Origin of the sequence: Microscilla marina ATCC 23134 (assembly GCF_000169175.1) — a bacterium.
GTDB lineage: Bacteria > Bacteroidota > Bacteroidia > Cytophagales > Microscillaceae > Microscilla > Microscilla marina.
This window is the reverse complement of record NZ_AAWS01000009.1, coordinates 67,029-91,283: the sequence shown is the minus strand read 5'-3', so window position 1 is coordinate 91,283 and position 24,255 is coordinate 67,029. Positions and strand designations below refer to the sequence as shown.

At 34.6% G+C, this 24,255-nt stretch carries 21 protein-coding genes and 1 pseudogene; all 22 read left to right on the top strand.

The genetic code is table 11. From position 1 onward, the window contains the following. The first annotated feature begins 1 nt into the window (after nt 1). The 22 genes and pseudogenes from M23134_RS09800 to M23134_RS09705 all read left to right on the top strand — a co-directional run bounded on the left by M23134_RS09800 (nt 2) and on the right by M23134_RS09705 (nt 24,155). The gene (locus M23134_RS09800) at nt 2-580 is read left to right on the top strand and encodes an acyltransferase (RefSeq protein ID WP_004155548.1); all 579 of its coding nucleotides are present in this window, start codon (nt 2-4) and stop codon (nt 578-580) included. A gap of 13 nt (nt 581-593) precedes the next feature. Further along, nucleotides 594-1,565, top strand: a complete 972-nt coding sequence (locus M23134_RS09795; protein WP_004155546.1) for a Gfo/Idh/MocA family protein — start codon at nt 594-596, stop codon at nt 1,563-1,565. Between the two features lie 73 nt (nt 1,566-1,638). Beyond that, nucleotides 1,639-2,631 (top strand): NAD-dependent epimerase/dehydratase family protein, encoded by a 993-nt coding sequence (locus M23134_RS09790; RefSeq protein ID WP_004155545.1) that lies wholly within the window; start codon nt 1,639-1,641, stop codon nt 2,629-2,631. A gap of 84 nt (nt 2,632-2,715) precedes the next feature. Continuing rightward, complete coding sequence (locus M23134_RS09785) at nt 2,716-3,861, top strand: DegT/DnrJ/EryC1/StrS family aminotransferase (protein ID WP_004155544.1); 1,146 nt, start codon at nt 2,716-2,718, stop codon at nt 3,859-3,861. Between the two features lie 181 nt (nt 3,862-4,042). Continuing rightward, the gene (gene asnB / locus M23134_RS09780) at nt 4,043-5,938 is read left to right on the top strand and encodes an asparagine synthase (glutamine-hydrolyzing) (protein ID WP_004155537.1); all 1,896 of its coding nucleotides are present in this window, start codon (nt 4,043-4,045) and stop codon (nt 5,936-5,938) included. Between the two features lie 54 nt (nt 5,939-5,992). Continuing rightward, the gene (locus tag M23134_RS09775; RefSeq protein ID WP_004155532.1) at nt 5,993-6,775 is read left to right on the top strand and encodes a methionyl-tRNA formyltransferase; all 783 of its coding nucleotides are present in this window, start codon (nt 5,993-5,995) and stop codon (nt 6,773-6,775) included. Nucleotides 6,776-6,786: 11 nt separating this feature from the next. After that, nucleotides 6,787-7,971, top strand: a complete 1,185-nt coding sequence (locus tag M23134_RS09770; protein WP_004155531.1) for an N-acetyl sugar amidotransferase — start codon at nt 6,787-6,789, stop codon at nt 7,969-7,971. Further along, nucleotides 7,968-8,576 carry an imidazole glycerol phosphate synthase subunit HisH gene (gene hisH / locus M23134_RS09765; RefSeq protein ID WP_004155530.1) on the top strand — a complete coding sequence of 203 codons (609 nt, stop codon included), beginning with the start codon at nt 7,968-7,970 and terminating at the stop codon, nt 8,574-8,576. Before M23134_RS09770 ends, hisH begins: the two co-directional genes overlap by 4 nt. A gap of 2 nt (nt 8,577-8,578) precedes the next feature. After that, a complete protein-coding gene (locus M23134_RS09760; RefSeq protein ID WP_004155529.1) occupies nt 8,579-9,340 on the top strand; it encodes an AglZ/HisF2 family acetamidino modification protein in 762 nt (253 codons plus the stop codon). Nucleotides 9,341-9,367: 27 nt separating this feature from the next. Further along, nucleotides 9,368-10,591 carry a glycosyltransferase gene (locus M23134_RS09755; protein ID WP_004155527.1) on the top strand — a complete coding sequence of 408 codons (1,224 nt, stop codon included), beginning with the start codon at nt 9,368-9,370 and terminating at the stop codon, nt 10,589-10,591. 99 nt (nt 10,592-10,690) lie between these two features. Further along, nucleotides 10,691-11,923, top strand: a complete 1,233-nt coding sequence (locus M23134_RS09750; protein WP_004155525.1) for a hypothetical protein — start codon at nt 10,691-10,693, stop codon at nt 11,921-11,923. After that, on the top strand, nt 11,914-12,687 hold the full coding sequence (locus M23134_RS37805; protein WP_004155523.1) for a class I SAM-dependent methyltransferase: 774 nt from the start codon (nt 11,914-11,916) through the stop codon (nt 12,685-12,687). The genes M23134_RS09750 and M23134_RS37805 overlap by 10 nt, the downstream gene beginning before the upstream one ends. A 65-nt stretch (nt 12,688-12,752) precedes the next feature. Next, a complete protein-coding gene (locus M23134_RS09740) occupies nt 12,753-14,186 on the top strand; it encodes a lipopolysaccharide biosynthesis protein (RefSeq protein ID WP_004155522.1) in 1,434 nt (477 codons plus the stop codon). Nucleotides 14,187-14,294: 108 nt separating this feature from the next. Continuing rightward, a pseudogene (locus tag M23134_RS42695) lies at nt 14,295-14,564 on the top strand (hypothetical protein); the annotation flags it as partial. Next, on the top strand, nt 14,492-14,698 hold the full coding sequence (locus M23134_RS42690; protein ID WP_394330658.1) for an IS66 family transposase: 207 nt from the start codon (nt 14,492-14,494) through the stop codon (nt 14,696-14,698). The pseudogene M23134_RS42695 and the gene M23134_RS42690, both read left to right, overlap by 73 nt. Nucleotides 14,699-14,869: 171 nt before the next feature. Continuing rightward, entirely contained in the window at nt 14,870-15,982 is a 1,113-nt protein-coding gene (gene wecB / locus M23134_RS09735; protein ID WP_004155519.1) for a non-hydrolyzing UDP-N-acetylglucosamine 2-epimerase, read from the top strand. A gap of 144 nt (nt 15,983-16,126) precedes the next feature. Then, entirely contained in the window at nt 16,127-17,698 is a 1,572-nt protein-coding gene (locus M23134_RS09730) for a hypothetical protein (RefSeq protein WP_004155516.1), read from the top strand. A gap of 231 nt (nt 17,699-17,929) precedes the next feature. Beyond that, on the top strand, nt 17,930-18,907 hold the full coding sequence (locus M23134_RS09725) for a glycosyltransferase family 4 protein (RefSeq protein ID WP_004155512.1): 978 nt from the start codon (nt 17,930-17,932) through the stop codon (nt 18,905-18,907). A gap of 36 nt (nt 18,908-18,943) precedes the next feature. Further along, entirely contained in the window at nt 18,944-20,674 is a 1,731-nt protein-coding gene (locus M23134_RS09720) for a carbamoyltransferase C-terminal domain-containing protein (protein ID WP_004155509.1), read from the top strand. Between the two features lie 662 nt (nt 20,675-21,336). Next, the gene (locus M23134_RS09715; RefSeq protein ID WP_004155507.1) at nt 21,337-22,602 is read left to right on the top strand and encodes an O-antigen ligase family protein; all 1,266 of its coding nucleotides are present in this window, start codon (nt 21,337-21,339) and stop codon (nt 22,600-22,602) included. Nucleotides 22,603-22,678: 76 nt separating this feature from the next. After that, nucleotides 22,679-23,347, top strand: a complete 669-nt coding sequence (locus M23134_RS09710) for a methyltransferase domain-containing protein (RefSeq protein ID WP_004155505.1) — start codon at nt 22,679-22,681, stop codon at nt 23,345-23,347. A gap of 37 nt (nt 23,348-23,384) precedes the next feature. After that, entirely contained in the window at nt 23,385-24,155 is a 771-nt protein-coding gene (locus M23134_RS09705) for a WecB/TagA/CpsF family glycosyltransferase (RefSeq protein WP_004155504.1), read from the top strand. Nucleotides 24,156-24,255 lie beyond the last annotated feature (100 nt).

The following is a 24,255-nucleotide window of genomic DNA, read 5'->3' as shown; positions in this document are numbered from 1 at the left end:
TATGAGTGATTTCTTTGCACACGAAACTGCTATAATAGATGAAGGTTGCTCTATTGGTAAAGACTCCAAAATATGGCACTTTTCGCATATTATGCCCAACTGCACCATCGGGGAAAAATGTAATATTGGACAAAATGTAGTTGTTTCACCAGAAGTAGTTTTAGGGAAAAATGTCAAAGTTCAAAACAACGTTTCTATCTATACAGGTGTTACCTGTGAAGATGATGTATTTTTAGGTCCTTCTATGGTTTTTACCAATGTAACCAACCCACGTAGTGCTATCAACCGAAGGGGGCAGTATAGTAAAACTAACGTAGGCAAAGGAGCTTCTATTGGAGCCAATGCTACCATTGTATGTGGTCACGATATTGGTAAGTTTGCTTTTATAGGTGCAGGTGCGGTAGTCACTAAAAATGTACCTGCTTACGCATTGGTAGTTGGTAACCCTGCCAAACAAACGGGTTGGATGAGCGAATATGGTCATCGTTTGGAGTTTGACCAAAATGGTTTTGCTATATGCCTTGAAAGCCAGGAAAAATATCAACTCTTAGATGGTATTGTCAAAAAAATGAAGCCTTAAAAATATTATTACAATGAAAAACTTTGCCCTTATAGGAGCTGCTGGATATATTGCTGTAAGACATATGAAAGCTATCAAAGAAACTAACAATCATTTGGTAGCAGCATTGGATCCTAATGACAGTGTTGGAATTATTGACAGTTACTTTCCAAATGCGGACTTTTTTGTTGAATTTGAACGATTTGACCGTCATATAAACAAAATTCATAAAACTAACCAAAAAGTAGATTATGTAAGCATTTGCAGTCCTAACTATTTGCACGACTCTCATATCCGATTTGCACTTAAAAATGGTGCAGATGCTATTTGTGAAAAACCTTTGGTACTTAATCCTTGGAATATTGATGCATTGCAGGAGGTAGAACAGGAAACAGGCAATAAGTTACACACTATTTTACAATTACGACACCATCCTTCTATTATAGCACTCAAAGAGAAGATAGACAATGCTTCTGAAGATAAAATCTATGATATTGATTTAACCTATATTACTTCTCGTGGAAACTGGTATTTTACCAGTTGGAAGGCCAATCACGAAAAATCGGGAGGCATTGCTACCAACATAGGTATTCACTTCTTTGACATGCTTACGTTGATTTTTGGGGAAGTACAAGAGAATGTAGTACACGTATCAGAACCAAAAAGAGCTTCTGGTTTTTTACAACTTGAAAAAGCACGAGTTCGTTGGTACCTGAGTGTAGATTATAATGCGTTACCCGAAGATGTGAAAGTCAAAGGTCAAAGAACGTTTCGTTCCATTACTGTGGAAGGAGAAGAAATAGAGTTTAGCCAAGGGTTTACAGATTTGCACACTATAAGTTATCAAGAAATACTTAAAGGCAACGGGTTTGGATTGGAAGATGCCCGTGCTAGTATTGATATTGTTCATAAAATCAGAAACGCCCGCCCTCTTGGACTTAATGGGGATTATCACCCTTTTGCAAAAAAAGAAATAGACTATCACCCTTTTTACAAAGATCGATAGCACGTATTTATTCTAACACTTAATAAGCCTTGACCTATTTTTTATAGGAAGGCATAAAAACTTAATATTTGACATGGATTTAAAAGGCAAAAAAGTTTTAGTTATTGGAGGAGCTGGCTTCATTGGAAGTTTTGTGGTTGCTGAGTTATTAAAAGAACAGGTTGATCAGGTGGTTGTTTATGACAACTTTGCTCGCGGTAAAAAAAGTTACCTTACAGAACAGCTCGAAGATTCAAGATGTAGTATTTACCCTAACGGGGGCGATATACGTGAGATAGACATTTTGAATGATGCTATGAAAGGGATGGACTTTGTGGTTTGTCTAGCAGCTATGTGGTTGTTACACTGCAAAGACTTTCCAAGAACAGCTTTTGACGTAAACATTGCAGGAACTTTCAATGTACTTGAAGCTTGCGTTAACAACAATATCAAAAAACTGGTTTGGTCATCATCAGCCTCTGTATATGGCGATGCTGTAGAGTTGCCCATGACAGAGGCTCATCCGTTCAACAACAAGAACTTTTATGGTGCATCTAAGATTGCAGGAGAAGCTATGGCTACTGCTTTTAACGATCGCTATGGGTTGAATGTCATTGGACTTAGATACATGAATGTATATGGACCCCACCAAGATCAAACAGCTGCTTATACTGGTGTAGTACCTATTATGCTTAATAAAATTGAAGCAAACGAAGCCCCGAGTATTAATGGTGATGGAAGCCAAGCTTATGACTTTATCTATGTAGAAGATGTGGCACACTGTAATGTACAAGCCCTAAAAAGCAATGTAGAGTTTGGTATGTACAATGTAGGAACCGAAGTACAAACAAGTATTAATGAGCTTTGTGAGTTGATCTTAGAATTAAAAGAATCTTCATTAAAAGTAAAGTATAACCCTTACTCAGAAGATGACGCCAGAGCACTTGTAAAAAATAGAATTGGCTCACGGGAAAAAGCAGAAAAAGAATTAAATTTTAAATATAGATACGACTTAAGGGAAGGGTTGCAAAAACTGATTGAGTGGCGTATTGCTACAGGGGTAGATAAAAACAAAGTTAACGCTTAATACTAAACCAAGGTTGGTCATCAAAAATTTAGTCACAAAGCAATCACTAATGCATAACTATATATCATAATGAGATCAGATACATTGAAAAAAAGAAATATATATATATCTCAGCCCTCAATGGGGCAAGAAGAATGGGAAGCATTAAAAGAACCTATTTTTAGTGGATGGGTTACCCAAGGTCCTAAAGTAAAAGAGTTTGAACAACTGTTTGCAGAAAGACACAAAGTAAAATATGCCTTTGCCGTAACAAGCTGCACCACTGGACTTCACCTTGCCCTAGCAGCTTTAGATATTCAAGCAGGTGACGAAGTTATTATACCTGCATTTACTTGGGTAGCCACTGCTAATGTGGTTCTTTACTGTGGAGCCACCCCTGTGTTTGTAGACATTGACCCTAAAACGTTCAACATAGACCCAGCAAAAGTAAAAGAAAAGGTTTCAGAAAAAACCAAAGCCATTATTCCTGTACACCTTTTTGGGCTTTGCGCCGATATTGATGCTATTAAAGAAGCTGCACCAGGAATTGCCATTGTAGAAGATGCTGCCTGTGCAGCAGGTGCTGGTTACAAAGGTAAACCTGCAGGAAGTTTAGGAGATATGGCAAGTTTCTCATTTCACCCAAGAAAATCTATTACTACTGGCGAAGGAGGAATGGTTACTACCAATGATGATGCTCTAGCTGAAAAACTCAACATGTTACGTAATCATGGTGCTTCTATTTCAGAGGAACAACGCCATCATGGTCCCAAGCCATACATATTACCTGCATTTGAGGTAATGGGTTATAATTACCGTATGACTGACTTACAAGGAGCTCTAGGAGTCGTTCAGTTTGGTAAATTAGATCAATTCATTGAAGAACGTGATAAATGGGCTGCTTTCTACAAAAAAGAACTTGCCGACCTTGAATGGCTTCAAGTACCTGAATTTTCTGTTGATTATTCACATGGTTGGCAGTCATTTGCTTGTTTAATTCATGAAGACAAAGCTCCACATAGCCGTAATAAAATCATGGAATTATTACAGGAAAGAGGCATCAGTACCCGCCCTGGAACCCATGCAGTACATATGCTTGATTATTATGCCAATAACTTTGGTTTTAAACCAGAAGATTTCCCTGGTGCACAAATAGCCAATGACTGCTCTATTGCCATTCCTTTACATAATAAAATGAGCGAAGAAGACTATAAATATGTGGTTGACGTTCTAAAAAATGAAATAAAATAAGGTACCGAGGTGTGTGAGTTTTAGCACACCTTTATTACATATAATAGCAAAAAATTATAACTTTTCTCATTAAAAGAATTTCGCCTCTAAGAGTAAAAGCTAATTTAATTCTATTGTAAGCTAAAAATATCTAGCTTTGAAGTTAAACTAATCTACTCATCACTTAATCTACAGCAAAATTATGTGTGGTATTGCTGGCATTTTTAATCTCAACAGGGAGCCTATCTCTTTACAACTTATCAAAAAAGTTACTCGTGAGTTAAATCATCGAGGCCCAGATGGAGAAGGTTTTTTTGTAGAGAATAATATCGCGTTAGGACATAAACGTTTAGCAATTTTAGATGTTTCTTCTCGTGGTGCCCAACCCATGACTTCTAAAAACGATGAATGGGTAGTGTCTTTTAATGGTTGTATTTACAATTTTTTAGAACTTAAGCAAGAACTAAAATCTAAAGGGCATGAATTTATTTCGTCTTCTGATACTGAAGTATTAGTTGAGGGTTTGGCAGCGTATGGCAGTGACTTTTTTAAACGACTTGATGGCATGTTTGCTGTAGCTGCTTGGAATAAAAAAACCAAAAGTCTCGTATTAAGCAGAGACCGTTTTGGTGTGAAGCCATTATATTATTGGTTCAATGGCAAAACATTGGTATTTGCCTCTGAAATAAAGTCTATCATTCAACATCCAAACTATAACATAGACGTCAACCTATCTGCTTTAAACGAATACTTTACTTTCCAGAATTTGTTTAGGTATCACACAATGTTTAAGGATGTATATATGTTGCCTCCTGCTAACACAGTGACAATTGATGCCCACTCCACTTTTGTACAACACATGTCTTGGTGGGATTATAATTTTAATACTCCTGATGAAAGTATGACTTTCATGGATGCTAAAGAAGAGACTAAACGCTTAATGGAGAATGCAGTTGCTCGTCAAATGATTGCTGATGTATCAGTCGGGTCTTATCTTTCTGGAGGAATGGATTCAGGTTCAATGACTGCCCTTGCATCTCGCCATGTAAACCGCTTAACCACTTTTACAGGGGGGTTTGATATGTCTGAAGTCTCAGGGGTAGAAGCCAATTATGATGAACGACGTGATGCTGAACTAATGGCAAATTACTTCAAGACAGAACACTATGAGCAGGTCATCAACGCTGGTGACTTGAAGTGGTCGCTTCCAAGGGTTGTTTGGCATTTAGAAGATTTAAAAGTAGGGATGAGTTACCCTAACTATTATATAAGTCGATTAGCTTCAAAGTTTGTGAAAGTTTGTTTACAAGGCACTGGAGGAGATGAGTTATTTGGAGGGTATCCTTGGCGATACTATCGTGTGTTCCAAAGCCTTAATCAAAAAGAGTTTTTTGATAATTATTATGGTTTTTGGCAAAGATTGGTTCCTGACAAAGACAAGACAAGCTTATTTCAACCTTCTATTGTTCAACAAATGAACCTTACAGAGGTACGAGGTGTATTTGAGAGAGTATTTACGTTTAATAATCGTCTGAAATATAATACAGCAGAAGAACACATTCAAAATAGTTTGTACTTCGAGATTAAAACTTTTTTACCTGGATTATTACTCGTGGGCGATAAACTCTCTATGGCCAACGGTTTAGAAGAGCGCTTTCCTTTTTTGGATAATGCCTTGGTAGATTTTGCCCAAAAAATACCAGTAAAACATAAGTTAGGTAATCTCGAAAGCTTCAAAAAATTAGACGAAAATCTATTTAGTGACAAGAGAAAAGTATACCGTGAATTTAATGACGGGAAAAATGTGCTTAGAAAAGCTATGTATGATTTTTTGCCCGACAAGATAATCAATCGAAAAAAACAAGGGTTTTCAGCTCCTGATGAATCTTGGTATCGGGGTGAAAACGCTCAATATATCAAAGAACTTCTTTTAAATAAAAAAACACTTTCTTCTGAGTTTATTAACCCTGACTACACAAAAAAAATTATTGATGAACATATCAATCAAAAGGTAAACCATCGTTTGTTAATATGGTCATTGATGAATTTTGAGTGGTGGTGTAAAATATTTCTCAATAATGAAAAGATTCCTGTTTAAACAGGCAGGCGTTTCTTCATCTACTACATTTTGTAGAAACTAAAAACAATTGGAATGAAAATTATTTTTTTAGGTGCTACCCAGTTCAGTCAAGAAATTTTTCTTCACTTGCTGGAAAACAACATTAAAATACATACTGTTTTTACTATTCCACAAGAGTTTAAAATATCTTATAGCAGCTCCAAAGTAAAGAACTACAACTACGCTAACTTGCAGGAAATAGCTCAGGAACACAATGTAAACACCATAGAAATAGAATCAACTAAGGACAACCGTATCAGTGACCATTACGACTATATAAAAGAAATGGAACCAGACCTTATTCTTGTAATGGGATGGTATTATATGGTACCTGAAAAAATCAGAAATCTGGCAAAATACGGTACTTGGGGTATTCATGCTTCTATGCTTCCTGATTATGCTGGTGGAGCTCCTTTAGTTTGGGCAATTATCAACGGCGAAGAAGAAACTGGAGTGTCATTGTTTAAGTTAGACAATGGAGTAGATGATGGTGACCTTATCAGGCAAAAGTCTTTTATCATTACTTTTGAGGATACTATCAAGGAAGTATATGCTAAAGCTACAATAGCATCTAAAGAAATTTTGCTTGATGCTCTGCAGAATATCCAAGACATTCAATTTATTCCTCAGGATAAATCTAAAATACAAGTTTTCCCTCAACGTTCTCCCAAGGATGGCGAAATTGATTTTCAAAAGCCTGCTTATGAAATTTACAATTTCATAAGAGCACAATCATCACCTTATCCAGGTGCATTTTTTAAAACTATAGACGGGAAAAAAATTATTATTGAATCGGCTCGTATCGAGGAACTTTAACTCAAATAATTATGGACACAAAATCTTTCTCATTACAAAATGAACAAAAAACTGAAACCTATCAAGTTTGTTCACGATGCATTTATGATTCACGTACTCCTAAAATAGAGTTTGATGAGCAAGGAGTGTGTAACTATTGTAAAATGGTTGACGACCTTAAAGAACAGTACAAAACGGGTACACCAGAGGGAGAAGCAGCCTTAATGAAAATCATTGAGGATATAAAAACAGCTGGTAAAGGTAAGAAGTATGACTGTGTAATAGGTGTAAGTGGGGGAACCGACTCATCATTTATGGTATCTAAGGCACTGGAGTGGGGCTTAAGACCTTTGGCAGTGCACTATGATAATACTTGGAATACAGCTATTGCCACTGAAAATATTCGCAAGGTTTTAGGAAAACTCAATGTTGACTTATACACACATGTAGTAGACAATAAGGAGTCTGATGATATTTTCAATTCCTTTTTTAAGGCAGGGGTTCCTGAAATAGATGGCCCTACTGATATAGCTCTAGCTGAGGTACTTTACAGAGCAGCCAGCAAATACAAAATCAAATATATTTTAGAAGGACACTCATACATTACTGAAGGGATTTCACCACTAGGCTCTTTTTATGCCGATGGTAAGTATATAAAATCAGTGCACAAGAAGTTTGGGAAAATTAAAATGAAAACGTTCCCTAATATGGACTTCAAATCTTTTATGAAGTGGATTTTGGTAAAACGAATCAAAAAAATTCGCCCGTTTTGGTATATTCAATACTCTAAAGAGGATGCCCGTGCTTTTTTAGAAAAAGAGTTTGACTGGCAATATTATGGAGGGCACCACTTGGAAAACCGAATGACTGCTTTTATGCATAGTTATTATCTGCCCACTAAGTTTAATAACGACCAACGTAACAATAGTTTGTCTGCTTCAGTAAGGGCAGGATTAAAAACACAGGAAGATGCTCTCAAAGAGTATGCACAACCTCCTTATATTGAGGCTGAGTTGATTGATTACTTCAAGAAGCGTTTGGGGTATTCTGATGAAGAATTTGAAGCCGTAATAAATGGTCCGAAAAAAAGTTTTAAAGACTATAAAACCTACAAAAGAAGGTTCGAGAAGCTTCGCCCGATGTTTTACATCCTAGCCAAGATGAGTCTTGTGCCTATGAGTTTTTACATCAAATATACTTCTAAAAACGAATTATGATAACAATCATAGATTATGGCATAGGTAACCTTGGTTCGGTATTCAATATGTTTAAAAAAATTGGAGCTAAAGCAAAGGTTACTTCTAATCTTTCAGAAATAGAGCAGGCAGAAAAGCTCTTACTACCAGGGGTAGGAGCTTTTGATAAAGCCATGACTAAAATTAATGAAGGGAGGTTAAGAGAAGTACTGGATTATAAAGCCTTAGAACAAAAAGTACCTCTCTTAGGCATTTGTCTGGGCATGCAGTTATTAACAGAAAGCAGTGAAGAAGGTAAAATACCCGGCTTAGGTTGGATTCCTGCCAAAACGATTGCGTTCAAAAAAGAAAACAATCTAAAGGTGCCTCATATGGGGTGGAATGAAGTAAAAGTAGCTCAAGAATGCCCCTTAGTAAAAGATTTGCCAGAAGAACCTCGCTTTTATTTTGTCCATTCTTATTATGTGCAATGTGACCACAACGAAAATGTACTGCTAAAAACTCACTATGCCCATAACTTTGATTCTGCCATTTGGAAAGATAATATCTATGGGGCACAGTTTCACCCGGAAAAAAGCCATAAATTTGGCATGAAACTTTTTGACAACTTCGACAAATTGATCTAAAGATGCTCAAAACCCGAGTAATTCCGTGTTTGCTATTAAGAGGTGAAAGCCTTATAAAAACCATAAAGTTTGACAAATATGGGTACATAGGTGACCCTATCAACACAGTCCGTATTTTTAATGAACTGGAGGTAGACGAACTGGTTTTTTTAGACATTACAGCCACTAGAGAGAATCGTCCTCCTAATTTAGATATTTTGCGGGAAATCGCAGATGAATGTTTCATGCCTTTGGCATATGGAGGGGGAGTAAAAAGTGTGGAGGATGTAAGAAACATTCTTAGTATTGGGCTAGAAAAGGTAGTGATTAATAGTCACGCAATTACCAACCCAAACTTTATTACAGAAATTGCCGATACTTTTGGTAGTCAAAGTATTATAGCCTCAATTGATATCAAAAAAAACTTCTGGGGAAAATATGAAGTTTTGGGAGTTTCAGGTACAAAAAAAACCAAACTCAATTATGTAGAATGGGCTCAGGAACTGGAAAGACTGGGTGCAGGCGAGCTACTCATCACTTCCATGGATAGAGAAGGCACATGGAAAGGGTACGATGTTGACTTGGTACGAAAAATAACTGACAGTGTTAGTCTACCTGTGATAGCCAACGGTGGAGCAGGTAATTTACAACATATAGAAGAAGTAGTAAAGCAGGGGAATGCCTCCGCTGTAGCTTTGGGGAGTATGGTCGTGTACCAAGGGCAGGATTTAGGAGTTTTGGTTAATTTTCCTGATCGCCAAAAATTGAGTAATATATTCGGTTAAATTTTAAGGTAAATTACTTTTAGTATTATGAAAATTGCTTTTCTGGGTAATGTAGCCAACAACTTTTATGTTATTGTAAAAGCCCTTCGCCAACATTCTGATATAGATGCTCATCTCTATTTAGGGAAAACCGTAGATTATCAAGAACGCCCTGAAAACGAAGACCCTGAACTCAAGAACAACTATCCAACATGGATTCATAGTTATGAGAATTGGGACGCCAAAAACTTACTAAAATTTTGGGATAAAAAATTACCCAAAGAATTATCTACTTATGATGCTGTAGTTTTATCAAGCGTTTATGTTGGTTTAGCTCCATCTATTAAAACCCAAACGATCTTCTTTGTTACAGGAGGAGATTTAACTGTAACTCCCTTTCCTTATCAGTTTTCTTTTTTATATAAGTCAATCCCTAAAAAACTAAAAGCAGTTTTTCTGGGGCAATTTCAAAAAAGAGGCATCAAAAAAGTCAATAATATTTGGACCCAACCTTTTTTCCCTTTTAAAAACGCTTTACAGAAATTATCTGTCCAAGAAGAACAGGTAAAACATATATATTTCCCCCTAATTATTGATACTGATGTTTTCAAAGAAGATAAGACAGCCCATAGTTTGCCTGATCATAACATCAAAAAAATTGCTGATCACTTCAATTTTGTTCTTTTCCATCCATCAAGATTAATGATAAACCCTAATCCTAACCTCAAAGAAACAGGGCAATGGAAGCAAAATGACTTGTTACTGAAAGCGTTTGCTCATTTTATAAAGAAAAATAACATCAAAGATGCAAGCATAGCCATGCCTGATCGTACAGCCTCTCCTGATGTTGATACAGCTAAACAATTAATTCAAGATTTAGGAATTGAACAGAATGTAGTATGGCTCAAGGCAAACAACCCAGAAGGATTTACCCGTAACGAATTAATCAAATTTTATTCTATCGCTGATGTAGTATCCGATGATTTTGGTATCGGATGGTTTGGTTCGATTGTTTTGGAAGCATTTGCCATTGGTAAACCTGTAGTTTCTTATGTAGATGAACAAGTAATGAAGGAATTGTATGACTGGCATCCCATCCTTTCATCCAATACAGTTGAAGGTGTGAGTAATTATTTAGAAAAATTATACTTTGACAAGGAATATGCTCATAAGCAAGGCCTTAAGGGTAAAGAATGGATTAACGCTTTTCACTCTAAAAAAAGTGCTACTCATATCTATGTAAATCAATTTGTAAAGATGTTTTCACAATAGTACCTTTGTATACTATACTGTTTTCAATAAACTTCTAAAACATATAGCCTCTATTTAATAAATTATCCCTTGACACCTTGTATTATATTTAAACAAATAATGTTTCAAACTATAAACCCTAAAGACTCTAAGCTAAGAAAACTCCCTTATCCATACAATGGAGCCTTATCTATATCAAGCGATATAGAGTTTTTTTCCTTTGTTTTTTTTGAAGAGTTTATGAAGTTTGTAAATACTGACAAACAAACAAAACTTGGAACAGGCTTAAACCTGGAAATAACTTCAAGCCTGTTCTTTTTTTCAGCCTATGATTACACCTTCTCTTATTTTAAAGGAGCAGATGTAAATGCTCCTTTAAGCAGAGAGGCCAACAGAATTGAAGATTACCTGAAAAGTGGCTGGATAGACACCAACCACTCCTATGGGGATTTTTTTCAATCTGATGAATTTACCCGTGCACACGCTAACCGATATTATGAAGCTTTGGAAAAACTAAATGTTACTCTGGAAGTATTTACAAATCACGGTGGTAACAACGGTAATTTGGGAAATCATGTAGATATGTATCAGGGCGATAACCCTGATAGTGGTGTTTATCACGCCGATCTATTACAACCAAATGGAGTTAGATATATCTGGCTGGATTCTGGTCATTATAATATAGAATTATTGGACAAACTTAGACCAATCAAAAACCAGGTTTTAAAACTCTTGGGTAAAAACAGTGGCTTTTTAATGAAGAAAAAACAATTATTTATTCCTGAAAAGTTAAGGGATAATAATGCTTTCAAAGGATTTATAAGATTCAGATCTACTGGAAAGCATGGTCCTGACTTTTCGACATTGGATTCTCAATTAAAACAAATCAACTGGAATAAACTTTACAAGCAAAAAGGGATTAGCATCATTTATCAACATTTGGGCGTTATTTCTACCAGCCCTGAAGGAGTATGTACACCTGCTACTGTGGATGGCATCAAAAATAAAGAAAATACCTTACTTGCCCCTTTCTACTTTTTGGCGGAAGAATCTCAAAAAAAGAATTTGTGGGTATGCGGTACCGCTCGCTTGCTGAGGTATGTTGATATGATTGAATCAACTGAGGTAATTTATATTCCCAACAAAAACAGGCATGAACTGATTTGCAGTGAAAAAGTTGACCTTGCCCCCAATGCATTTTTTCAGGGGCTTACTTTTTATACTAAAACAAACCACCCTGTACAGTTATACTATAAAAACACACAACTTAAGGTTATAAAAAACGGAACTGATGAAACAGGTAAGCATTCTATAACGGTTCCTATTCAAAAACTAGAGAATATATGGAAGTAAAAGAAGATATCTTGACAAACATTGCAGAGGGAGGTTGGATATTCCCTCAAGAAACATGGGATAATCTTTCAGGTTATGAAAAATCGTTTATAAATAATGAATTTACAGGAATAAGAACCCTGGAAAATTACAAAAAACGATTGGAGTTTCATGGATTTACCAATATGGACCGGGTATTGGATGCTGGGTGTGGTTATGGACAGTGGGCTCATGCTATGGCAGCGTTTAATCAACATATAGATGGAGTAGATATAGACAATGGGCGTTTAAAAGGCGCTCAGGAAATTGCAAAAGCAATGAATATTAATAACGTACAATTTCAGAATTCACCTTTAGAAACTCTTCCTTTTCCTGATAATTATTTTGATGGTATCTTTTGCTACAGTGTTTTCATGTTTACTGACATGCCAAAAGCTTTGCAACAATTTAATCGGGTATTAAAGCCTTCAGGAAAGTTATATATCAACACTGACACTATTGGCTGGTATTTTCATCTTTTTTTAGATGTTCCCCGAGATCGCCTAAATGCACTACGTATGTTGGCAAGAACCCTGTTAGGCTACAAAAAGAACATAATTGTCAGAGAAAAGTGGCTTAAAAAACAACTAAAGAATGCAGGTTTTGAGATTATAAGTTTAGGAGTAGAAGGCGAAACATCTATCAACAGTCAAACAAACAAAAATGATGCTCTCCCTTTTTACCCTCAAAGGTATTATAACCGAAAAAGTATTTTGGAAGTTATTGCCAAAAAAACAACAAGATAAGTATAAGCAAAACTAAATGAAATTCATATCATTTAGCTTATATACAAGATTAACATATCTATACATTGAAATTTTTAAAAAACTTTGCCACTTACTCTCTGGCTGATATATTAAGTAAGAGCATATTATTAGTAGTATCTCCTATTCTTACACGTTTACTTACACCTCATCAATATGGTACTATACCATTATTTATTGCCTTATGGGGAGTAATATCTGTCTTACAATACTGTGAAATGGGTACCACTTATACAATGTTTATTGCCCAAACAGATAATAAGAAGGAGAGAACACAAATTAGAATTACAGGTACTTATATAGCCATCACAACATTTTTTATTATCTGGATCCTGTTTTTTATTGTCTCAATGAGCACCAATTATGTTACAGAATATGTTCAGGCAAGCAAAACTGAACTTATGTTTTTTCTTTTGGGTCTCATCCCTTCTTCTATTGCCTATTGGGCAACGTTTATCCTTCGTTACATGCATCAGGCACTTCCGTTTGTCCGGATTACTATGATTAATAAGGTTTTTAGTATTGCTATTGCCTTACCTTGTATTTATTTGGTACCTTTAAAACAACGACTGACTCTGTTTCTTATAGTCGTTTTTGTTATTCAAATGCTTTCGTTGTTGTGGGTCTACATGGAATTTAAAAAGCTTAACATTACTTTTCTTAAAAAAGCTTTTTTTATAAAACCTCTGGCAAAAAAAATGGCCTCATACGGTGTTCGTTTTTTACCGTCATCTATCCTCTTTGCAAGCACAGTATTTGTAGACAGATTATTGGTAGGTTACTTTGCAGACAATGCTGATGTGGGTGTTTTAGGGCTTGCCCTACAGCTATCTGCGGGAATTTTAATGGTAAAGTCTTGGTTTTCTTTGGTATGGGATCCACACTTGATAGAATGGATTGCCACGAAACAGTCTCACCTCTACCTACCTAAATTGAAGAAAGCTATTATTTTAGTTTCTATTATATTTTTTAGTATTACTCTTATAGCAAAGATATGGGGACAAAGTGTTATTGGTTTAATTTATCCTGAAAGTTTTAAACAAGTAGGAGAGTTATTGCCTATTATTGTACTTGCAGGTACTACATCTGTATTTTCACTAATTGCAATTGCTACTGTTACAATTGCTAATACACCACGATTTCGAGTACGCCTCAATACAATTGCATTGATAGTAAACATTACTACAGGTATTCTACTTATTCCAGTAATTGGTATTAAAGGAGCCGTTTATGGGACATTACTATCTGAAATATCCATATTTTTATCTTGGATTATTATAGGAAAATACATTTTAAAAAACCTGCCTTTACCTTGGGTTTTGCCACTTCTTTTAATTCCAATAACCTTCTTATTTATATATTTTTACACTCCAGGCAGTTTACTTAATGTTGCTCTAGAGCAAATAATTCTTACAATTATTATTGGAACAATAAGTTTAAGCATAATTTACAAAACCAAATACTATCTTATATTTAAGTAAAAGCATGTTTCAAATGTATCCCCTCACTGAATGGGATATATGAAAAAGTAGTCAAAAAACCTGACATCACTCAGGTGGACAGACTATTGAGCACAAGCGCGTCGCAAGTTTATCAAAGCAGAAAACAATGACAAGGTAAGGACTAAAAAAGTGCTTATTTACATCAAACAACTTTACGACATCGAGCGGAAAGCACGGGAAGAAAAAATGACGCTCAAACAACGTAAGCTATTCCGACTGGAAAAAGTGCTCCCAAACCTGTTATTTGGAAGACGTTTGCCTATTGTATCAACTGATGGGCTACCTTGTCCAACTACCTCCTTGATGGAATGCTCAAGATCGACAATCACCTCACCAAAAATGCCATTAGACATGTAGCAATTGGAAGAAAAAACTACCTATTTGCTGGTCCCCAAGATTCTACCTGGAAATCAACAGTTATCTATACTTTTTTGCCCATTTTTAGACACATAGTATCCCCTCGAAATATTATTAAATACTTCCACTCATGAAATTCAATAGCTTCACCCCAAGAATTTTAAAACTCGGTAAATAATCTAAGTATAATACTGGCATCAAGCGTAATATATACTTGCTTGAGTAGATACAAATTTTTGAATGTATTTTATTGGTTAATTTGAAAGTTAGCCTTTACTTTGTACATCAATTAAGCATAATAACTAATGAAATGTCTTTTCATATTTGGAACACGCCCTGAAGCCATCAAAATGGCTCCACTTGTCAAACAATTTCAAAAAAACGCATATTTTGATACAAAAGTATGTGTAACAGCCCAACACCGTGAGATGTTGGATCAGGTGTTAGATTTTTTTGACATCAACCCTGATTATGATCTTAACCTGATGCAGCCTAACCAAACCTTGTTTGATATTACTGCTAAAGGATTAAAAGCATTAGAAGCAGTGTTGGATGATTGCCTACCTGAAATAGTGTTTGTTCAAGGAGATACAACTACTTGCTTTATTGGTGGTTTAGCTGCTTTTTACAAAAAAATTAAAGTAGCACATATTGAAGCAGGTTTGAGAAGTAATAATAGATACTCACCGTTTCCAGAAGAAATTAATCGTGAATTAACTTCAAAAGTAGCTGACTTTCATTTTGCCCCTACTGTTAAGGCTGTTCAACATTTAGCCCTGGAAGGCATATCATCTAACGTACACCTAGTAGGCAATACAGTAATTGATGCATTACTACTAGGTTTAGATATTCTTAAACAAGATAATGAGATTGAAAACACGTTTACTAACATTGATTTTAGCAAACGTATCATTCTGGTTACAGGTCACCGTCGTGAAAGCTTTGGTAAACCTTTTGAAAATATTGCCAGTGCCATTAAAACTATAGCAGAATCTTACGATGATGTAGAGATTGTATATCCTGTGCATTTAAACCCTAATGTGCGTCAAGTAGTGAATCAGGTATTGGGCAATGTTCCAAACATTAAATTGATAGAGCCTCTACCCTACCCTAAACTGATATGGCTGATGAATCAATCTTATCTAGTATTAACAGATTCAGGGGGTATTCAAGAAGAAGCTCCTGCTTTGGGTAAACCTGTGCTTGTAATGCGAGAAGTAACTGAACGCACAGAGGGTATTGATGCTGGTACAGCAAAACTTGTAGGTACTTCAAAAGAAAAAATTGTTAAAGAAGCTTGTAAGCTTTTAGATGAGGCAGAGACATACAATCTTATGTCTAATGCAGTTAACCCCTATGGAGATGGCACCACCAGTCAAAAAATATCAGACATACTTAGTAATCTTATAAAGCACTAGTAAGATAACATATATAGTCATCGCCAACCATAACTTGGTTAAACAATTATACATTAGCTAGAAGCAGGCCATGCCTACAATTAAAAGTAGCTTTTAGATACACTTTGTAATAAACTAAGTTGAACCTCATCAAATAGCAGATTCATGTCTTCATATTCATTATCCAAACCTTTGTCAGTTCCTCGCAATTTTGATAGTTTGATTTTCTTCATGTTATTTTGCTATAGTGTTAATGCGGCTTTAAGTGATGCTTTTGGCTTTCCTAATATATTAAAACTTCCTTTTTTACTATGTAGTATTGTAGTATTTATTTGGTCATTTTACTCAAAACAATCTCCCATATATCAACTAAAAGTGATCATTGGTTTTTGTTTTCTAGGTATAGAACAAGCATTATTTATATTACCATTTATTATTTTGCCACAAATCATTAGCTCTACCAAAAAATTGAGTTTTCAGATTCCTCAACTTACCCTTTTACTTTATCTTATATACTGCCTTGCATTAATCTTTGTATATACAATTATTGATGTCTCATTTTTCACACCTATACTATGGTATTTGATTATAGGTGGACAATTGATTTTATTTCTTCATTATTATCGTTACCAATATGATACTCAAGATATTATTAAAACCTTGTCGTTTTTTAAGAAACTTATCTTGTTTCAACTATTTTGTTTAGCAACCCAGTCAGTATTACATCTTTCTTTTTATCCTGGAGATTTATGGTCGGGCAGCTTTCACGATGCCAATAAAGCTGGCTTTTTTCTATCATTATTACTTTTATACTACCTTGTCCCCCCTTTTTTATTAAAAACCCAATCGCTATTCAAGCGCAAGTCTTATAAAAGTCTCACTGTATTTGCAATAGCTTTAGCTGTAATACTTTGTGATGCTAAAATTTTGACCGCCATCACACTTATGTCTAGTATACTATACATTATTTTGTCAGTATTCAGTCAATTATTTAATAGACGTAGCCAAACTTCTACTAACAAAACTATTTTAACCGTCTTTTTAATATCATTGTCTTCACTCTTTGTCCTATCGCTACTTAACCTATACCTCAACCGTATATCAAAAGGACAAATAAACAATATTTTTGAAATTTCCTCTGCATATACAGGTTCAACGCTTAATGAAACAAGTGCAGAGATGGTAATAGGAACAAATACCAAAGCGGTGTTGTACCACCGAGTATATAGTCAATGGGCTAACGATAGTCAATTAACTTGGTTTTTTGGTGCTGGTCCTGGAAGGTTTGATAGTCGTACATCTAATATTTTAGCCTATGATATTCTATACAAAGATGAAGGGCAATTTCGTTTACCTTCTATCATCCCACCTTATTCATCTTACTGGGTAAAAAAATATATGAGTGATGTATGGACTAAGGAAATATCGGAAGCTTCTCGCTGGAGATCTGCCAACTTATCCTTTCCTTTTGCTGGGCTAATTGCTATCAAAGCTGAAACAGGGTTGATAGGCTTAGTTTTATTTCATCTATTTATTTTCTCTTGTATCTACTCTCTTAAAAAGAAACTAGACACCTTTGATATACCAACAATCCAAAACTGGATAATTGTTATCAGTATATTTTGGCTATCTTTGCCGTTTCAAATGTTGATAGATAATATCCAAGAAAAACCACAAATCATGTTGCCAATGTTATTATTAACTACAATTCTTCTAAAGACAAAGATGTCAGTTTAACAAAAATAGGTTAGCTATAAGACTAAAATGAGTATATGATACCCGAAAAAGTAAAGAAATGATATTAAATTCAAATCATGCACACCCTTCTTTTATTAACATCCAACCAGGTACAAGGCATAATAACCGCATTTATAAAAATAATAAAATACAGTCTCTAGAAATTATACGTACTATGCAAGTAGTAAATGTTTTTATTATAAACATCCCCTCATATCTAAGTTTCTAAAAATGAAAGTTTTGCACATTACCAATGCTTATCCAACAGATGATCATCCAGGGTTTGGCATATTTATAAAAGAACAAATACACTCTCTTGATAAGAAGCTTTCAAAGAATGATGTAGTTGTAATCGACGCAAGAAATAAGGGTAAAACGGCGTACTTCAAGGCTTTTCTAAAGTTAAGAAAACTTGTCAAAGATTATGATATATTACATTGCCATCATGCCTTTGTTGCTTTTGTTATACTTATGATCAAGCCTCAACAAAAAATTGTAGTATCATTTTTGAGTAATGGGACTCCTGACTCCTTAAACTTACCTAAAAAAATAAGTGCTCGTTTAACAAAATATATTACTTCAAAATCTGATGCAATTATTTTTAAGTGTGATATACCTCCACAATACCAACACCATCCAAGTGTCCACTATTTACCCAATGGTGTAAACACTGTTTTTTTTACTCCAATCGATAAAAATATAGCCAAGGAAAAACTTGGTCTAAATAAAAACAAAACATACATTTTATTTGTCAGTGCAGGTAATCTACACCGTGTAGAGAAAAGGTATGATATATATAAGCAAGTAATTGCTTTATTAAAAAGTAAATACCACCTAACTGATATTGAAGAATTACACCTTGTAAACTCTTCAAGGTCACTAGTCCCACATTATTATGGAGCTTCTAGCGCTCATATTCTTACCTCTGACTTTGAAGGTTCACCAAACTCTGTAAAAGAAAGCATTAGTTGTAATATACCTATAGTATCTACAGATGTTGGCAATGTAGCCTCAATGCTAAAAAACGTATCTAATTGTTATGTTTCAAATAATTCCACACCCGAAGAGTTAGCCTACTTGGTACACAAATGTTTAGAAAAACAAGCAACAAATGATTTTGATTTAAGGCAAGTTTTATTTGAACAAAAGTTGGACATGGAGTCAACAGCCCAAAAGCTTTTCAACATATATAATAACCTATTGTCTTAAAATAATCTAATAATTAATAAAATAGTCATAAAAGATATGAAAATATTAGGAGTACATGACGGTCACAATGCGTCTGTTTGCTTAACAATAGATGGTAAAATTGAATATCTAATCCAGGAAGAACGAATAACAAGAGAAAAAAACATGGCAGGGTTTCCTGAGCACTCTCTCAAACTAGTACTTGAAAAAAGTGGCTTAACCCCTAGTGATATTGATATTGTGGGGCTTAATGGTGATTATATGCCTAAACCTACCAATCGTCAAGGTACTTTAGATTACTATAAGAGCCTTATAGGTAAAGGAAAAGGCCTTAACATTAGTAAAGTTAAAAATAAGCTTAAATCTGTCAAAGCAATTGCTGCTCCCTATGAAGAACTTAACAAAAGTCAACGTATAAAAAAACTTGTAGATTTTGGTTTTACTCAGGACAAAATTGAATTTGTAAACCATCACCTAACTCATGCAGCAAGTGCATACTTTGGTAACTCTAACCTTAATGATAAAGTTTTGGTGCTAACCAATGATGGAGCTGGTGATAGAGTATGTGCCACAGTAAATATTGGTGAAAAAGGAGAAATTACTAAACTTTCTGACGTTCATGAAAACCACTCTATTGGGCTAATGTATGCCATTTTCACTTTCTTAAATGGAATGGTTCCACTTGAACATGAATATAAACTTATGGGAATGGCTCCTTATGCTGATAAGAAAGGAACAAGAAAGGTTGCCGACCAATTATGGGAAATGTTTGAACTATCAGAAGATGGTACAAGTTGGGAGTTTACCAAAGGGTATTCAATGTATGGGGCATTAGACTTTTTCCACGAGTTCATGTTTCTAAAAAGATTTGATCACCTAATGGGGGGATTACAGCTTTTTATTGAAGAGTTTTTAGTAAAGTGGGTAACTGCTTGCATAAAAAAAACTGGTATTAAGAAAGTTGCCTTAGCTGGTGGTACTTTCATGAATGTAAAGGCTAATAAACTACTAATGGAAATACCCGGATTAGAGAAAATATTTGTCACCCCATCTGCTGGTGATGAATCTAACCCTATCGGTATTTGTTATTATCTCTCAACAAAACATCAAGGTATTCATACTATAAAACCTTTTGACAGTGTTTATTTTGGCATTTCCTTTAGCAATGGTGAAATCCAACAAGCTTTTGACAACTATAGTTTTAAGCATCAATACAACATATCTAAGGAAGAGAATATAGAGAAAAAAGCCGCGGAAATATTAGCAGAAGGAGCTGTGATAGCAAGATTTAAGGGACGTGAAGAGTTTGGTGCCAGAAGTCTTGGCAATCGAGCAATCATCGCGAACCCTAATGTACCAGATGTTGTCAAAGAAATTAATTCAATGATTAAGAACCGTGATTTCTGGATGCCATTCGCTAGTTCTATCATAGATGATGACATGGACAAATACCTCGCTTGGGACAAAGATAAAGATAAAAATGACCCTTATTACATGATCATGACATATGATACCAACCCTATTGCCTATACAGAATTGGCAGGAGGTATACACCCTTATGATAAAACAGTAAGACCCCAAATGGTTACTAAAGAACATAACCAAGATTATTGGAATCTAATCAATGAGTTCAAAAAAATCACTAATATTGGGGGAGTACTCAACACCTCGCTTAATTTACATGGATTACCATTAGTTCATGCTCCAGAAGATGCATTTCATGTAATGGAAAATTCCAGCTTAAAATACTTGGCTATTGGAGATTTTTTAATCACTAAACAATCGTAAATACAACAAATACTTAATGTATCAATTAGTACTCAGTCACAGCTTCTATGAGCGGTAAATTATGAATGAATGGCACAAAATCACTGTACATACAATAAGTATATTGTGTGAGTTTTGACGCAGGTTACTGTGTTAGACAACAAAAAGTGACCATATAATTTGGAACAAGGGTTCACAAATACAGGCTTGACTAAGTACTAATACCTTAAGAGTAAATATAATATTGAGGTTATTTTGTCTTTGTAAAACTTTAAAAACCAGACATAGTCATATTTTTCAGGTGCAGCTCAGGGATAAAATAATCAAGTAAAAATTCAGAACCAAAAACAACTATAGTCTACTTTCTTAGAGTTTCACCACCTGTCACCCAGTTGCAGGATAACATAATAATTATAATGAAGGCTCTCATACACTGAAGATTAAATAAATTAGAAGTATTTTATTTATGAATGAATGCCTGAACTTGAAAAATTGATTAGAGTTCGCTTTTTGAACTCCAATATCTGTAGGAACCTTAGCTACGTGATACTTTTTGAGTAAAGTTAAAGGGTGAAAGAATTTGAAGGTACGAGAAGGAATTTAATACCCAATACTAAATTAGAAAAGAAACTCTATAACCTCAAGACATAGGCTAAAAATCACCAACAAAGCTATTTGACAAAATGAGCATACTAAAACAAGATAACCTTTTATTTATAACTATCCTACTAGTAACTGTTACCTTACCTATTTCTATGCTTGCTAATAACATTAGTATTGTATTAATGCTGCTTGTTTGGATAATGGAAGGAAAATGGAGAGCCAAACTTCAAAATCTAAAATCCAATAACCTTTCTTGGATTTTCATCGGCTTTTATATCTTACATTTGATAGGTATGTTATATACCAATAATACATCAGAAGGAGCCATTGAACTCGAAAAAAGACTTAGTCTACTTATATTTCCCTTGGTGTTGGGTTCTACTACAAAACAATTTACAAAAACCCAATTCCATTTAATTTTAAAAACATTTGTGTTTAGCTGTACTTTAGCATCTAGCACAATGCTATTATACGCTATATATCAAGTTACTGGGCAAAATCAAGGTGTCAAGGTGTTATTTTACGACCTTTTATCCATGTCGTCTGTTATAAAAATGCACCCCATCTACATTGCCATGTACATGGGTTTTTGCTTATTTATCATCCTTTATTTGTTACAAAAATTTTGGCACTCTACCTCTGCTCTTGCTAAAATTGGTAGCATAGTTTTATTTATCTATACTCTAGCATTCATATTTCTCACGGGTGCGCGTATGCCTATCATCAGCATAGTATTAATTATTATAACACAATTTATCGCTGGTTATCAAAAGCAAATACTAACTACCAATATTGCTTTGGCTAGCTTATTCATTGGAATTGTTGTTATTGTTATTATGAAATTTGACATTCTACAGCATCGTTTTAAAATCATCTATGAAACCAATATTTCACAAATTTTCGCCAAAGACTACCAGTATTACAATAGCAATCAAAATGCTTTTTCTATGAGGCTTGTAAAGTGGCGTTGTAGTGTTGAAGTTATTTATGAAAATTTTTTGTTTGGTGTTGGTACTGGCGACACAGAAGACCAACTTGTGATTTGTTATGACCAAAAAAAATTCTGGGGAAGATTAGCAGGTTATCGTTTTAATTCTCACAACATTTACCTCCAAGACTGGCTTCGTCTTGGCTTGATTGGATTCACTCTACTAATGCTCAGTTTTATACTCCCTATTATCAAAGCTGTTAAACAAAAAAAAGCACTATACCTTACATTTATAACACTCTTTATGCTTTGTGGCATCACCGAGTCACTAATGAATGCAAACAAAGGAATTGTCTTTTTTGCTTTTTTTAGTTGTATATTTGCCTTCAAATCAGATATTCAAGGTTCATCTACCTAATTTTTCAATCACAAATAATCATTATATCAAAGTTTGTCTTTCAAAAAGTATACTTAGAGTAAATATAAGACTACAAATGCAAAAAATAGATAAATTAGCAAATTACGCAAACCCTAAATCACTAGGCAATAAGTTTAGAGAAAAACGATTTAACTTCTTTAAAAGTAAAATCAAAAATTTACCAAAACCTATGAAAATTCTTGACGTAGGTGGTACACAACTCTTTTGGGTAAATCGTGGATTTCATAACAACCCAAATTACCATATTACTTTGTTAAATCTTCATAAAGAGCCAAGCGACTACTCTAACATACAAAGTACTATAGGTGATGCTACTAATCTCTCAAATTACCAAAATAATCACTTTGACTTAGTGTTCTCTAACTCTGTAATAGAACATTTATTCACGTACCAAAATCAAGAAAAAATGGCATCAGAAGTTCGGAGAATAGGGCGTTACCATTATATTCAAACCCCTAATTACTACTTTTTTATTGAGCCACATTACTTATTACCCTTCTTTCAATTTTTACCGAGAAGCCTACAACTATTTATTCTTACTAAGACTCGCCTTAGTCGAGGTATAAAGTACACCAAAGAAGCTGCTAATGCATACCTTGACGAAATCCAACTTTTATCAAAAAAACAATACAAACAACTTTTTCCTGAAAGTGTATTCTATAAAGAAAAGTTTTTGGGAATGACTAAATCAATTACCGCTCATAACATTGTAAATAAAGGGTAAATACCAAACTTTGAACACTCAAAATTAATAAAAAAAAATGCAAGCTCGTACAACCAATAACACCCAAAGGGTTCATCTTCTTTCTACTCCAATTGACTGTTTAACCTTGCAAGAGACAGTAGCCAAAATAGAACACGCTATTGATAACCACCAACAAATACATAGAACAGATGTAAATGCCGGTAAGATAGTAATGATGCATGAAGATAAGGAGCTACACAATAGTGTTATAAATGCTGATATTATCAATGCTGACGGGCAATCAGTAGTTTGGGCATCTAAAATTTTAAGAAAGCCTGTCCCCGAACGTGTCACAGGAATTGACTTGATGGAGGAGTTGATGGTTACAGCCAATGAAAAAAAATACTCTGTATTTTTCTTTGGTGCTACTGAAGAGATCGTAAACAAAGTGGTTCAGATTTATACCCAAAAATATGGTGAAAAAATTTCGGCTGGATATAGAAATGGATATTTTTCAAAAAATGAGGAGGAAAGCATTGCTCAACAAATTGCTCAAAGTAATGCTGATATATTGTTTGTAGGTATGGGGTCTCCTCAAAAAGAAAACTTTCTTTATCAATATCGTAAGACTTTCTCTAACGTAAGTTTTGTAATGGGTGTAGGTGGTAGTTTTGACGTAATAGCAGGCAAGGTTAAGCGTGCACCAAAGTGGATGCAAAAAGGAGGCTTAGAATGGCTTTATAGACTTATCCAGGAACCTAGGCGTTTATGGAAACGATATGCTGTTGGTAACTATAAATTCATCAAGCTTGTGCTTACAGAAAAATTTTCAAGAAAAAATAATTAATATTCAAGGTTGCACAAAATAATCTTAGAACAGCTTAGTTTTTCATTTACCTAACTACAAGTACAGGTGTTGTAATCATTTTTGTATTCAACCTATCAAT